The sequence below is a fragment of the Stenotrophomonas sp. genome, assembly GCF_032061965.1.
In the GTDB taxonomy this organism is placed as follows: domain Bacteria; phylum Pseudomonadota; class Gammaproteobacteria; order Xanthomonadales; family Xanthomonadaceae; genus Stenotrophomonas.
This window is the reverse complement of record NZ_DAMBEF010000001.1, coordinates 131,794-144,909: the sequence shown is the minus strand read 5'-3', so window position 1 is coordinate 144,909 and position 13,116 is coordinate 131,794. Positions and strand designations below refer to the sequence as shown.

13 protein-coding genes are annotated in these 13,116 nt (G+C 65.8%); all 13 read right to left on the bottom strand.

Annotated features, from left to right (window positions below):
• Nucleotides 1–411: 411 nt before the first annotated feature.
• Entirely contained in the window at nt 412–2,376 is a 1,965-nt protein-coding gene (locus RT460_RS00575; protein WP_313316528.1) for a chemotaxis protein CheA, read from the bottom strand.
• A gap of 36 nt (nt 2,377–2,412) precedes the next feature.
• Nucleotides 2,413–2,778 (bottom strand): response regulator, encoded by a 366-nt coding sequence (locus RT460_RS00570; protein ID WP_293717289.1) that lies wholly within the window; start codon nt 2,776–2,778, stop codon nt 2,413–2,415.
• Nucleotides 2,775–3,083 (bottom strand): STAS domain-containing protein, encoded by a 309-nt coding sequence (locus tag RT460_RS00565; protein WP_313316527.1) that lies wholly within the window; start codon nt 3,081–3,083, stop codon nt 2,775–2,777. The genes RT460_RS00570 and RT460_RS00565 overlap by 4 nt, the downstream gene beginning before the upstream one ends.
• A 198-nt stretch (nt 3,084–3,281) precedes the next feature.
• On the bottom strand, nt 3,282–4,241 hold the full coding sequence (locus RT460_RS00560; protein WP_313316526.1) for a chemotaxis protein CheW: 960 nt from the start codon (nt 4,239–4,241) through the stop codon (nt 3,282–3,284).
• Entirely contained in the window at nt 4,238–5,020 is a 783-nt protein-coding gene (locus RT460_RS00555) for a ParA family protein (protein ID WP_313316525.1), read from the bottom strand. Before RT460_RS00555 ends, RT460_RS00560 begins: the two co-directional genes overlap by 4 nt.
• The gene (gene motD / locus RT460_RS00550) at nt 5,020–5,952 is read right to left on the bottom strand and encodes a flagellar motor protein MotD (RefSeq protein WP_313316524.1); all 933 of its coding nucleotides are present in this window, start codon (nt 5,950–5,952) and stop codon (nt 5,020–5,022) included. The genes RT460_RS00555 and motD overlap by 1 nt, the downstream gene beginning before the upstream one ends.
• A 3-nt stretch (nt 5,953–5,955) precedes the next feature.
• Nucleotides 5,956–6,696: a flagellar motor protein gene (locus tag RT460_RS00545; protein ID WP_313316523.1), complete on the bottom strand. Its 741-nt coding sequence runs from the start codon at nt 6,694–6,696 to the stop codon at nt 5,956–5,958.
• Nucleotides 6,697–6,841: 145 nt separating this feature from the next.
• A complete protein-coding gene (locus RT460_RS00540) occupies nt 6,842–8,698 on the bottom strand; it encodes a chemotaxis protein CheA (protein WP_313316522.1) in 1,857 nt (618 codons plus the stop codon).
• 3 nt (nt 8,699–8,701) lie between these two features.
• On the bottom strand, nt 8,702–9,322 hold the full coding sequence (locus RT460_RS00535) for a protein phosphatase CheZ (protein WP_313316521.1): 621 nt from the start codon (nt 9,320–9,322) through the stop codon (nt 8,702–8,704).
• Nucleotides 9,322–9,714 carry a chemotaxis response regulator CheY gene (gene cheY, locus RT460_RS00530; protein WP_293717281.1) on the bottom strand — a complete coding sequence of 131 codons (393 nt, stop codon included), beginning with the start codon at nt 9,712–9,714 and terminating at the stop codon, nt 9,322–9,324. Before cheY ends, RT460_RS00535 begins: the two co-directional genes overlap by 1 nt.
• A 12-nt stretch (nt 9,715–9,726) precedes the next feature.
• A complete protein-coding gene (locus RT460_RS00525) occupies nt 9,727–10,476 on the bottom strand; it encodes an RNA polymerase sigma factor FliA (RefSeq protein WP_313316520.1) in 750 nt (249 codons plus the stop codon).
• Nucleotides 10,473–11,357, bottom strand: coding sequence for a MinD/ParA family protein (locus RT460_RS00520; protein ID WP_313316519.1), 885 nt, complete (start codon nt 11,355–11,357; stop codon nt 10,473–10,475). Before RT460_RS00520 ends, RT460_RS00525 begins: the two co-directional genes overlap by 4 nt.
• On the bottom strand, nt 11,344–13,047 hold the full coding sequence (locus RT460_RS00515) for an AAA family ATPase (protein ID WP_313316518.1): 1,704 nt from the start codon (nt 13,045–13,047) through the stop codon (nt 11,344–11,346). The genes RT460_RS00520 and RT460_RS00515 overlap by 14 nt, the downstream gene beginning before the upstream one ends.
• Between the last annotated feature and the right edge of the window lie 69 nt (nt 13,048–13,116).

The following is a 13,116-nucleotide window of genomic DNA, read 5'->3' as shown; positions in this document are numbered from 1 at the left end:
GTGCTTGATTTGCGGTATCGGCGCGCTGGCGGCGTTTCTGAAGCGCCGCTCTTACGGGCTTGAGCGTAGGGTTTCGGGAAGCTGCCTGGCGTTGATTGGCCAAGGGCACCCCGCCTGCCGAACCGGTTGGCGATGAGCTCGGCGCAAACCCGGTTATGCCAGGGGTAAAGCGAATAGATGCCTGCGGCGAATTCGCAGGCGACGTTCGCCCATGGCCCGACGCAGCCGTTGGCTCCCGGACTACGCCGTTCCTACCAAGCCAGGAAGGTTTTGCAGGGGCGCAAGCGGCTGACGGCCGCGGCGGACGTCGCATGCGGGGTGACCGACGGGGGCTTACCGCAGGCGCGACAGCATTCAGGCTGACGATTGCCAGTCATTCCGGTTGCAACGCTCGGGGTATGCCTTGGTTGCTCAGGCCGCCTGCGGGGCTCGCAACGAGCGCACGAGGCCACCGATGTCGACGATCAGGGCCACCCGGCCATCGCCGAGGATGGTAGCGCCGGACACGCCGCTGATGCGGCGATAGTTGTTCTCGATGTTCTTGACCACGACCTGCTGCTGCCCAAGCAACTCATCGACTTCCAGCGCGATCTTCTGGCCATCGCCTTCGACCACGACGACCAGCGGGTCGGCTGCCGGTGCGGTGGGGTAGCCGTAGTAGTCGCCCAGCGACAGGATTGGCAGATATTCGCCGCGCACGCGCAGCACACGGCCTTCACCGGCCATGGTGCGGATGTCGTCTGCCTGTGGTTGCAGTGCTTCCAGCACATAGGCCAAGGGCAGGATCAGGGTTTCGCCGGCGACCGATACGGTCATGCCATCAAGGATGGCGAGCGTCAGCGGCAGGCGGATCAACACGCGGGTACCGGCACCGCCGCGACTCTCCAGTTGCACTTCACCGCCCAATGCCTGGATGTTGCGACGGACCACATCCATGCCGACGCCGCGTCCGGACAGGTCGGTCACCGCATCAGCGGTGGAGAAGCCCGGCTGGAAGATAAGATCCCAGACCTGCGCATCGGTGGGATTGTCGGGCACGTTGATGCCGCGTTCGATCGCCTTGGCCAGGATCTTGTCACGGTTCAGGCCGCGGCCATCGTCACTGACTTCAATCACGATGTGCCCGCCCTGATGGGAGGCAGCAAGGGTGATCGTGCCGGTCTCGTCCTTGCCAGCATCCCGCCGCACGTCTGGCATTTCCAGACCGTGGTCGATGGAGTTGCGGACCAGGTGGACCAAGGGGTCAGCGATCTTTTCGATCAGCCCCTTGTCCAGTTCGGTGCCTTCGCCGATGGTGCGCAGGCGTACCTGCTTGCCCAGACGGCTGGAGAGGTCACGCACCAGACGCGGGAAGCGGCGGAACACCGCATCCACCGGCAGCATGCGCACGCCGATCACCGCTTCCTGCAGGTCGCGGGTATTGCGTTCGAGCAGATCCAGGCCGGCAAACAGGCGTTCGGCATGGACCGGGTCCAAACCACCGGAGACCTGCTTGAGCATGGCCTGGGTGATGACCAGTTCGCCGACCAGATTGATCAGCGCGTCGACCTTGTCGACGCTGACGCGGATCGAGGTTTCGGCGTCGTGGTTGCCTGCGGCAGCAGGCTTGGCGGCCTCCGCAGCGGCGATCGGTGCAGCGACGGCCGGTTCCGACGCTTTCACCGCCAGGCTGGGCGGTGCAGCGGGGCGGATGTCCAGCTCGCAGTCGTCCACGACCCAGGCAAAGGTGTCCTCGATGCGGCTGCGGGGCACTTTGCCGACCAGCCCGAGATCCCAGGCAAGGTAGGCTTCAAGCGGGTCAAGCTGCTCGAAGCCGGGCAGGCGTTCCATGCGCGGTTCGACATGCAGCGAGCCGAGTGTTTCCAGCTCGCGGATGATGCGCAGCGGATCGTTGCCACTCATGAACAACGAGGGCGCCGGAACGAAGCCGATCTGCCACGCATCTGGTGTTTCGTCCTGCTTGGCGATGGCCGTGGCAACCGGGGCATCGCCCGCAAGCACGCCCTGCAGTCGATCGGTAACGGTTTTGACCGCGGCCGGGTCGGCAGCCTGTCCGTGCTCGGCTTCGCGCAGCAGGGCGCGCAGCACGTCAACGGAACCCAGCATGGCATCGACGGCATTGCCTTCGAGCGCACGCTTGCCGCTGCGCAGTTCATCGAGCAGCGTTTCCAGTACGTGGGTCAGCGCGGCGATGGCCTCGAAACCAAACGTGCCGGCACCGCCCTTGATCGAGTGGGCGGCGCGGAACACCGAGTTGATGATTTCAGGGTCCTGCAGGCCGTCTTCCAGCGCCAGCAAGCCAGCCTCCATCGCATCCAGCCCTTCGCGGCTTTCCTCGAAAAAGGTGGCGTGGAAACGTTGCAGGTCCATGCTCATGGCGCGGTATCCGATCGGGTGGGGCAGGTGGGCAGATCAGCCCAGGACTTTCTGTACGGTGGCAACCAGCTGTTCCGGGTTGAACGGCTTGACCAGCCAACCGGTTGCACCGGCGGCCTTGCCTTCGGACTTCTTGTCGGCTGCCGATTCGGTGGTGAGCATCAGCATCGGCGTGAACTTGTAGTCGGGCAGTTGGCGCAGTTCGCGGATCAGCGAGATGCCGTCCATGTTCGGCATGTTGACGTCGGTGACCACGGCATTGAAGCGCTGGCCCTTGGCGCGGCCCAGGGCAACGGCGCCGTCTTCGGCTTCTTCAACAGAAAAGCCGGCCGAGGTAAGGGCGAATGCGACCATCTGGCGCATCGACGCCGAGTCGTCTACCACCAGGATTCGTGCGCTCATGCAGCGTTCTCCACAGATTTCAGAGTGTCAGGGGTTGCTTCCAGGCCCAGGGCCTGGAGGACACCGAGCAGGCGCGCGGCGTCACGGAAGGTGTCGGTAGCGTTGTCGAAAGCGGTGGCATTGCCGGCCTGCCGACGCGCCTGCACGAAGGCGCACAGCACCTGCATCGCGGCGGTGTGCACGCGGCTGACCTGGCTGGCGTCCAGGCGCAGCTCACCAGCCTGTGCCAGGTAGGGGGCCAGGTGTTGCTTCAGATGGCTGGTGGACTCGATACCGAGATCCTGCGACAAGGCCACAGTGCTCATCGTTGCTCCGAACAAACGTTACTGGGAGGGATAGCGGCGTGGTGCCGGGGATCTTTAGGGCTGCGCTCGATAGTGTTAACGCGCGCACCTTTTTGTTGCTGCGTGCCGGCGAAGGGAGCTGTTCCGGCCCTAGCGTTGGGGCAGGTCTCGGCGTGCAATCTCCCGCTTTGGCAGGCGAAAGGGAGGTGGCTCAAGGGATCACTGCAGCAGCCGGGTCGCATCGAGCAGGATCATCGGCTGCGCACCCAGGCGGGCGACGCCGCGGAACAGCTCGTTGGATATCTGGCAGATGCGTGCGGTGTCGGGTGGCTCGATCTGCGAGTCGGTCAGGCTTGCAACGTCCTCGACCGCCGATACACGCAGGCCCAGGGTCTCGCCATTTTCTTCCAGTACGACGATGCGGGTTTGGCCGTCTTCGCTGGTGCTGGTCATGCCCAGGTGGGTGCAAAGGTCCATGACCGGTACCACCTGGCCGCGGAGGTTCATGAGGCCCAGCATTTCCTCGGCGGTGCCGCGCAGTGCCAGCAAGGGGACGGGCAACACGACTTCCTGGACTTTCAACAGCTCAAGGGCATACGTCTGCCGACCGCAGCGCAAACGCAGCCAGCGCGACGCGCGTTCGCTGGCACGGCGCTGATGGGCGGTCGGCGTAGGGGGGCGTTGCGCCTGTGCCTGCAGTTCCTGCCAGCTGACCGGTCGCGCTGCGCTGGCGACAGGCCTTGCAGCCGATACCGAGGCGGATGACGCGGACGGGGCGATGGGCTCAGGCCGACCGGCGGCGACTTCAAATGCCGCGTGCAGGGCGGGGCTGTCGCTATGCGCCAGCGTGGCGCTTTCTGCAGCGCCGGCTTCGTAGATGACTTCATCGGGAAGGTCATCCCAGGTCGGTTCGCGGCCCTTGCTGGCGGCATTGGCAGCGGCTTGTGCATCGTCAAAGATGGCCTGCAGCTCATCGCTGTCACCGGGCGCGATGGGCGTGGCGCGCGGGGTCTTGGCGGCTTCGATCTCGGCCAATGCTGCTTCGAATGCGGCCTCCAGCTCCGGCGTATCTCCCGGGATGTCCGCAGCTGGCTTGGCGATCGCCACAGCCGCTGCGGCTGGGGCCACCTCCAGCAGCAGCTCGCCCAGGTAGTCGTCGAGGATGTCGTTGTTGCTCATGCCGCGCGCTCCAATTGCGCGGCTTCATCGGCCAGCAACCATTCGAGTGCGCGGCGATAGGCGGCCATGCCGCGCCCCGGGTAGTCCTCGCCGTGCAGTGGCACGGTGAGCGCGGCCGGGTTGCAGATGCGTGTGTCGATCGGGATGGCATCTTCCCAGACGCGTGAGCCGTGCGTGTCCTGCATCTGCTTCAGCGTTTCATTGCCGGCCCGGGTGCGGCGGTCAAACAGGGTGGGGAGTACGGAAATCGGCAAAGCGCGCTTGCGCGAGCGTTCGACCATTTCACCAGTGCGGACCATCCCATCCAGCCCGTGCAAGGCGAGCGGTTCGGCCTGGGTCGGGATGATCAGGCGATCAGCTGCCGCCAGTGCATTGATCATCAACAGGCCCAGCGTTGGCGCGCAGTCCAGCAGGATGTAGTCGTGGCGGTCGCCGTGACGTGCCAGCGCCTGTTGCAAGGCCAGGCCGAGACCCGGCTGGTTGGCGCTTCGTCGCTCCAGCGTCGCCAGCGAGGCTTGCGCGCATAGACAGTCCAGGCCGGGGATGGTGCTGCCTTGGCTCAGCTCGGCGATGGCGTGGGGCGGGGTAGCGAACAGCTCCTGCACGCCTTGGGGCACGGGTTCAACGGGTACGCCGAAGGCACGGGTCAAGGAGGCGTGCGGGTCCAGATCGATCAGCAGAACCTTGTAGCCACGTGCGGCAAGCCCGCGGCCCAGCGACAGGGTCGTGGTGGTCTTGCCGACGCCACCCTTCTGGTTGGCAATGGCCCAAGTACGCATCAGTGGACTCCTTCTATGACAGCCGGTACCGCCGCGCCAGCTGAGCTGCCGCCGCCGGTCTGGGCGGGTTCTTCATTACGTGCAGTGGCATTGTCGGGCAGGCCTGCAGCGCCGGCCTGGTCGGCCAGGATGATGACCATCACCCGCCGGTTGCGGTTGCGGCCTTCAGGTGCGTCGTTGCTTTCGCGCGGGCGGAACTGGCCATAGCCCACCATTGCAAGGCGCTGCGGTTGCACGCCGTGGTCGGCGAACAGGTGCACCACGCTGGCGGCGCGGGCGGCCGACAGCTCCCAGTTGGAGGGGAACTGCGCCGTTGCGATGGGGAGGTTGTCGGTGTGGCCTTCAACGCGAACACCGTTGGGAGCATCGAGCAGCACGTCGGCCAGCCTGCCCAAGGTGTCGCGTGCTTCGTTGCCGAGCGCGGCCGAACCGGTACCGAACAGGATGTCGCTGTTGATCTCCACCTCGATCCACAGCTCGGTGCGGCGTACCGTGATCACGCCCTGCTTGACCAGGGGCGCCAATGCCTCGCTCAGCTGGTTGGCGATCTGGCCAAGTTGGCGCTCGGCGCGCTGCAACTGCTCGCGGTTGTGCGCCGATACCGGCATGCGCATATGCGATGCCATCGAGGGTAGCTGGGTGGGATCGGCCATCGCACCGCCAGTCATGCTGGGGGAGCGGATCACCGACGGAGTATCGTGGCCACCGCCCTGGATCTGCATGTTGCCAACCTGCACCTGCGTAATGGTGCGGGGCGCGCCGCCGAAGGCCGTGGTCAGTGCGTCGGCCATTACCCGGTATTTGCCTTCGTTCAATGACGAGATGGCGTACATGACCACGAAGAAGGCAAGCAGAAGCGTCATCAGGTCGGCATAGGGGATGGCCCATGCTTCGTGATTGGCGTGTTCTTCGTGGTGTTTGCGACGTGCCATGGCTCAGTTCACAAAGCCGGCCAGGCTGTTTTCGATATTGCGCGGATTTTCACCCTGGGCAATAGCGATCAGGCCTTCGATGATCATTTCCCGCTCACGGCTACTGCTGGCGATCACGCCCTTGAGCTTGGCCGAGACCGGCAGGAACAACAGGTTGGCCGAGGCGATGCCATAGATGGTTGCGGTGAATGCGGCGGCAATGCCGTGGCCGAGCTTGCTGGGATCCGCCAGGTTCTTCATCACTGCGATCAGGCCAAGCACGGCGCCGATGATGCCCAGGGTAGGGGCATAGATGCCCATGCCTTCAAATACCTTGGTGGCCGCCAGGTCTTGTTGCTCCTGGCTGCCGAGCTCGATTTCCATCATGTGGCGGATGGTGTCCGGCTCCACGCCATCGACCACCAGTTGCAGGCCCTTGCGGATGAACGGGTCGTCCTGCAGGTCCACCTGCGGCTCCAGCCCGAGCAGTCCCTGGCGGCGCGCGATGTTGCTCCAGTCCACGATCTGTTGCACCAGCGCGCGGCGGTCACTGGCGGGTGGCTTGATCACCCAGCGTACGATCTTGAAGGCGTGCTTGAACACCGACGGCGAGGTATGCAGAAGGATTGCGGCGATGGTGCCGATGATCACGATCACGAAGGCGGCCGGTGACCACAATGAGGACAGGCCCGCGCCCTTGAGGATGCTGCCGCCGACCAATGAGGCGAGGGCGAGGAAAAGTCCAATGATGCTGAGTCGGTCCATGGTGCGTATATCGGCCTGGTTGGAGCGGTCTTGAATCGGGAGGCTTGGCTAGCCCCTCTTACGCGCGCGGGAGAGGGGCGGTTGGATCGTTGTCCTAGTTGGATCGCGGGATCGCAGGGTCTGCGGTTTCCTGCGTCTGCATTGCTTACCCCTGTCCCCCACGCAGCCCATCCACATCCAGGATCAGGGCCATGCGGCCGTCGCCGATAAGGGTGGCGCCGGCGTATCCGGTCAGTCCGCGCAAAGCGCGCGGCAGGGGTTTGATCACCACCTCTTCGCGTCCGCGGACTTGGTCCACGACCAGGCCGAAGCGGGCTTCGCCCATCTGCAGCACGACAATCGTCAGCAGCGGTGCGGGCGTAGGGGGTACGCCCAGCCATTGTCTAAGGTCGCCCAGCGCCAGGGTATGGCTCTTGCGGTCCAGCACCGCACGACCATCAAACCAGCCCAGCGAGGTAGCCGGTGCATGCAGTACTTCCATGACGCGGGCCAAGGGTAGCGCGTAGACATCCTGGCCGGCCTGCACCAACAAAGTGGGCAGGATGGCCAGGGTCAGCGGTACGCGGATCAGGAAGCGGCTGCCACGGCCCAGTTCCGATTGGATCTGGATCTGCCCGCTGAGTTCGCGGATGCGTGATTGCACCACGTCCATGCCGACGCCGCGGCCGGATATATCGGTCACCTGCTGTTTGGTCGAGAAGCCGGGAAGGAAGACCAGGTGCAGGCATTCCTCGCTGCTCAGTCGCGCAGCGGCCTCCGGGTCGATCAGGCCTTTTTCCCGCGCCTTGGCGCGCAGGCGCTCGGGGTCGATGCCGGCGCCGTCGTCCTGCACTTCGATGCTGACGTAGTCGCCTTCCTGCTGTGCGGACAGACGCACCCGGCCCATGCGCGGCTTGCCCTGGGCTTCGCGCAGGTCCGGCGCTTCCACGCCATGGTCGATGGCGTTGCGCACCAGATGCACCAGCGGGTCGGCCAGCGCCTCGACCAGGTTGCGGTCAAGCTCGGTGTCGGCACCGATCAGTTCAAGGTCCACTTCCTTCTGCAGCGAACGTGCAACGTCGCGTGCGACCTTGGGGAAACGCGAGAAAACCTTGCCGACCGGCTGCATGCGGGTGCGCATGACCGCCGATTGCAGGCGCGCGGTGGCGATGTCCAACGTCGATACCGCGCGATCCAGCTCCTCGTCCTTCAGGCGGGCGCGCAGCGTTTTCAGGCGGTTGCGTGATAGCACCAGCTCGCCGATCAGGTTGACGATGGCATCCAGGCGCTTGGTATCCACGCGCACGGTGTGCTCCGGCTCGGCCGCCTTGGCCGGGGCCGCTTTGGGCGCTACCGGAGACGGTGCTGCGGCCGGCCTGGGCGGTGTCGATGCCACCGGCGCCGGCGTCTTTGCGTTGGCCACGGGCGCAGCCGATGCGCCCGGCGCTGCGCCGGCGTGCAGCTTGTCGAGCAATGCTTCGAACTCGTCTTCGCTGATCAGTTCGCTGTCGGCGGCGTTGACCGCGACGGCGCTGGGCGCGTTTGTTCCGTGCAGCTGGTCGAGCAGGGCCTCGAACTCATCCTCGCTGATCAAGCCATCATCGCCAGCGGGTGCTGCGGCCTTTACCGGTGCTGCCACCGGCGCGGCACCCACATCGAACTGGGCGATGAGGTTGGCAGGTGCGTGCCCCGGTTCGGTGCCTGCGGACACGGCATCGAGCATGGATTGCAACCAATCCAGTGATTGCTGGGCAGCGTCGAAATGATGGGCAAGCAACTGTGCCTTGCCCGAGCGCGCCATGCCCAGCGCTTCTTCAGCCGCGTGGCACAGTTCGACCATCGGGGTGATCGCCAGGAAGCCGGCGCCGCCCTTCAGCGTATGAAAGCCACGGAAGACGGCGTTGAGCTGGTCGGCATCCTCTGGCGCCTGTTCCAGCGTAACCAGCTGTTCGCCCAGTCGATCGAGGATCTCCTGCGCTTCGAGAATGAAATCGGCGGCGATGTCGTCGGCGAACGTGCTCATGGTTTACAGCCCCAGATCCGAGAGCAGGTCGTCTGCGTCGTGCTGGGACACGGCATGGCGATCCAGTCCATTCACGGCGGGACCGGCCAGACCGTTGTTGCGCGCGTCGTCTTCCTGCGGCGGCAGGCCCAGCGCACCGAAACCTTCGTGCACGCGGCGGACGATGCCGACCACGCGGCGGATGATCTGCCCGGTCAGGTCCTGGTAACTCTGGGTCAGGGCGACTTCGGTGAGGTTGTGGCGGATGCGATCCAGGATCTGGTCCTGGTCGCCGTTGAGGCCCTCGGCGCGCAGGCGTTCGGTCAGCGCACGGCATTCCTCGGCCAGGTCCAGGGTGCGGTGGGTGGCCTGTTCGGTCATCGCCACTACGTGGTCCAGACGCGCGCACGCGTCATCCAGCTCGCCGGCGTCGCTGGGTACGCTGGGCAGCTCGCCCAAGGCCTGGCCCAGCTCGCGGGCCAGACGCCCCAGCCCGGCCATCATTGGCTGGGTGCGCAGTGCCGCCAGTGCGTCGATTTCCTGACGCCAGGCGGCTTCGTCACCGTTCTCGAGGGCGGCCAGCGCATCCTGCAGGCGTTGCACCAGGGCGGATTTGTCGCTGAGTGATTGCGCCAGCGCGTCCATCAGGCGCTCGCTGCCAGGCGTTCGAAAATCTTGCCGAGCTTTTCTTCCAGTGTCTGCGCGGTGAACGGCTTGATGATGTAGCCGTTCACGCCGGCCTGGGCGGCTTCGATGATCTGCTCACGCTTGGCTTCGGCGGTGACCATCAGTACCGGCAGGGTCTTGAGCTTGGGGTCGGCGCGGACAGCCTTGAGCAGTTCGATGCCGGTCATCACCGGCATGTTCCAGTCGGTGACCACGAAATCGAACGGCTGGCTCTGCAGCAGGGCCAGCGCGGCATGCCCGTCCTCGGCTTCGGCGGTGTTGGTGAAGCCCAGATCGCCAAGCAGGTTCTTGACGATGCGACGCATGGTCGAAAAGTCGTCGACGATCAGGATGCGCATGTTCTTGTTCAAAAGATATTCCTCTTAGTGTTCCTCGAGCCCGGCATCGGCCGACTCGAAAATCTTCAGCCGACCACGCAGGCGCAACATCGCCTGGCCGTGGATCTGGCAAACCCGCGACTCGCTCACGCCGAGCACCGCGCCGATCTCTTTCAGGTTCAGTTCCTGCTCGTAGTACAGCGACAACACCAGCTGCTCGCGCTCCGGCAACAGGCCGATGGCCTTGCCCAATTCGGCACCGAACTGGCTGCGCTCAAGTACCTGCTGCGGGGTAGGGCCGCCGGTGGTGGGCGTATCCAGCTCGCCCTGGTCCTCGATGCGCGATTCAAGGCTCAGGACCTGGCCGCGCGATGCGTCTTCCACCAGTCGCTGGTAGTCGGGCAGCGGGATGTCCATGGCTTGGGCAACTTCGCTGGCGCTGGCGGCGCGGCCGGAGGCCTGTTCCAGGCGGCGGATCGTCGCGGCGGCGTCGCGGGCGCGACGGTGCACCGAGCGCGGCACCCAGTCGCCACGGCGGATTTCATCGATCATCGAGCCGCGGATGCGGATCGAGGCATAGGTCTCGAACGAGGCGCCCTGTTCGGCGTCGTAGCTGCGTGAGGCCTCGATCAGGCCCATCATGCCGGCCTGGATCAGGTCATCGACCTCAACGCTGGCCGGCAGTCGCGCGGCCAGGTGATGGGCGATGCGACGGACCAGGTCCGCGTGGCGGGCGATGCATTCATTGGCCGCGGTGCGTTGGATCTCGCGGTATTGGGCAGCGGCGTTGTTCATGCGCTCACCTTCTGCTGCAGGATGCGTTCAAGGAAGAACTCGACGCCGCCGCGTGGCGCGGTCGGGGCCTGCCAACGGGAGGTGCGGCGCGCGATTTCCTGGATGGCCAACGACGCCGGCGCCGACGGGTACAGCTTCACCACCGGTTGCTGGCGCTGCACCGACAGGCGCAACCAGTCGTCCTGTGGCACGCAGCCCAGGTAGTTGAGCGAGACATCGATCAGGAACTTCTCGCAGACGCGGACCAGCTTCTCGTACAGGGCGCGGCCTTCGTTGGGGTCACGCGCCATGTTGGCCACTACCTGCACCCGGTCCACGCCGCGTTCGCGCGAGAGCACCTTGATCAGTGCATAGGCATCGGTGATCGACGCCGGCTCGTCGCAGACCACGACAACGGTGTCCTGTGCGGCCTGGCAGAAGGTCAGCACGCTGTCGGTGATGCCGGCGGCGGTGTCGATGATCATCACGTCCAGCTCGCGTTCGAGCTCGGAAAAAACGTTGACCAGGCCCACGTGTTCGGCCGGTTGCAGCTCGGCCATGTGCCGACGGCCGGAAGCTGCAGGCACGACCAGCACGCCGTTCGGGCCTTCGATGATCACTTCGTCCAGGGTGGCGCGCCCGGCGACCAAGTCGGCCAGGGTGTGCTTGGGCTGCAGGCCCAGCACCACGTCGATATTGGCCAGGCCCAGGTCGGCATCCAGCAGCAGCGTGCGTTTGCCCATGCCGGCAAGCGCCACGGCCAGGTTGGCCGAGACGTTGGTTTTGCCCACGCCACCCTTGCCACCGGTCACTGCGATGGTGCGTACCGGGCCAGCCGGTTCGCGGCGCGTGGCCGACAGCGGGAAGGTAGTGGTCAGCTTGGCGTACTCACGCGACTGCATTGTTCAACTCCGGGTTGCAGGGCATATCGGCCGCGCGGCGCAAATCTTCAAGGCGAAGTACAAGATTTGCGGCGGAGGCCCGGTGCAGGTCTTCCGGAACGTCCTGGCCGTCGGTCACCCAGGTCACCGGCAGGCGGTGATCCACGGCCACGGACAGGGCAGAACCGAAGCGGCCGGTCTCGTCCAGCTTGGTCAGCACAACGCCCTGTGGGTTGGCCGCGCTGAAACGACGGACCACTTCATCCATGTCCTGGAAGCTGGTGTTGGCCGGCAGTACCAGCAGGGTGCGGATCTGGCCGGCAGCGCGCAGCCACTGCAATTGGGCGGTGAGGGCGCGGTCCCGCTGGCCCAGCCCGGCGGTGTCGATCAGCACCAGCTTGTAGTCGGCCAGCTTGAGCAGCAGTTGGTTCAGGTCGGTGCCGCTATTGGCTTCGTGCACGGCGATGCCGAGCTGGCGGCCAAAGCCATACAGCTGCTCGCGGGCGCCGATACGCTGGGTGTCGGTGGTGACCAAGGCGACGTCGCGGGCCGCATGAGCTTCGGCGAAGCGCGAGGCGAGCTTGGCGATGGTAGTGGTCTTGCCGGCACCGGTCGGGCCGACCAGGGCGATGACGCCGCCGGTTTCGATCGGGTCGCTGGGGGCGATCGGCAGCTTGCGGGAGATCAGCCCCAGCATCAGACCGCGGGCGCGGGTGGGATCGGTGTCGGCGGGGATCTGGATGGCGACGTCGCGTGCCAGTCCTGCATCGAAGCCATATTCGTCCATCAGGTCCAGGGCGTTCGCACGCACCGCACTGCCACGCAGGCGCTCATCGGTGAAGCGGTTCATCTCGCGCTCGATCAGATGGCGCATGCCGGCCACTTCCTGGCGCAGTTGCACCAGTTGCTCGTCGTCACGCGCAGCACTTGCCACCACAACCGGTGCGGCAACCGGCACTGCCGCCGGGGCCGGGATGAGGGCGGGGACGGGGATGGCAGCAACCTCGATTGGCGCTGCCGGCGCTGCTGCCACGGGTGTGGCTGCAAGCGGGGCCGGGTTGACCTGGGTGACCTGCGCCGGTTCGGCCGGCAGCGGCGGATCGATCAGGAACTGGGCGCGGCCCTGCGGGCGATCCGCGGCGGCCGGTGCAGCCAACGCGGCGGAGAAGGTGACGCTGTCCTCCGCCAATGCAGGTGTCTTGGCGGCGCTGCCAGCGGGACGGAAAGCCGGCACCACCGGCGGTTCGTCGGCGCTGGCGGGCAGGGTGGCGTAAACCTGTTGCGGCACGGCAGCCTTGGCGACGGGCGTGTCGAGGGTTGGCTGCTTGAGCAGGGATGCAAAACGGCTGGGCGGTGCCAGTTCCAGACTGTTGTCGATCGAGCGCCCGGTCGCGCCTACTGCCGAACGGGCCAGGGCCGCCACGGCCGAAGCGGTGGCAACCACAGGTTCCTGCACCGGCGCCTTGCGTCGGGTTACCGCCGCCATGATGGCTTCGGCTGCGCTGCGCGGCTTCTGCGGCGCGGGTGCAGCCGGGCGGGTGGCTTCCAGTGCCTGTTGTACGGCGGATTCGTCGTAGTGGGCGGCTGCCACGATCTCGACACCTTCTTCGATCCGGCGATTGGAAAGAATCACGGCATCGGGCCCGTGTTCCTTGCGAACCAGGTTCATGGCGGTGCGCATGTCGGCGGCGACGAAACGTTTGATCTTCATGTTCTGGTACCGGGAGTGGGGCTGCGACGAAGGCGTTGCGGTGGCGATGTGGAACATGGCGTGGCGGGC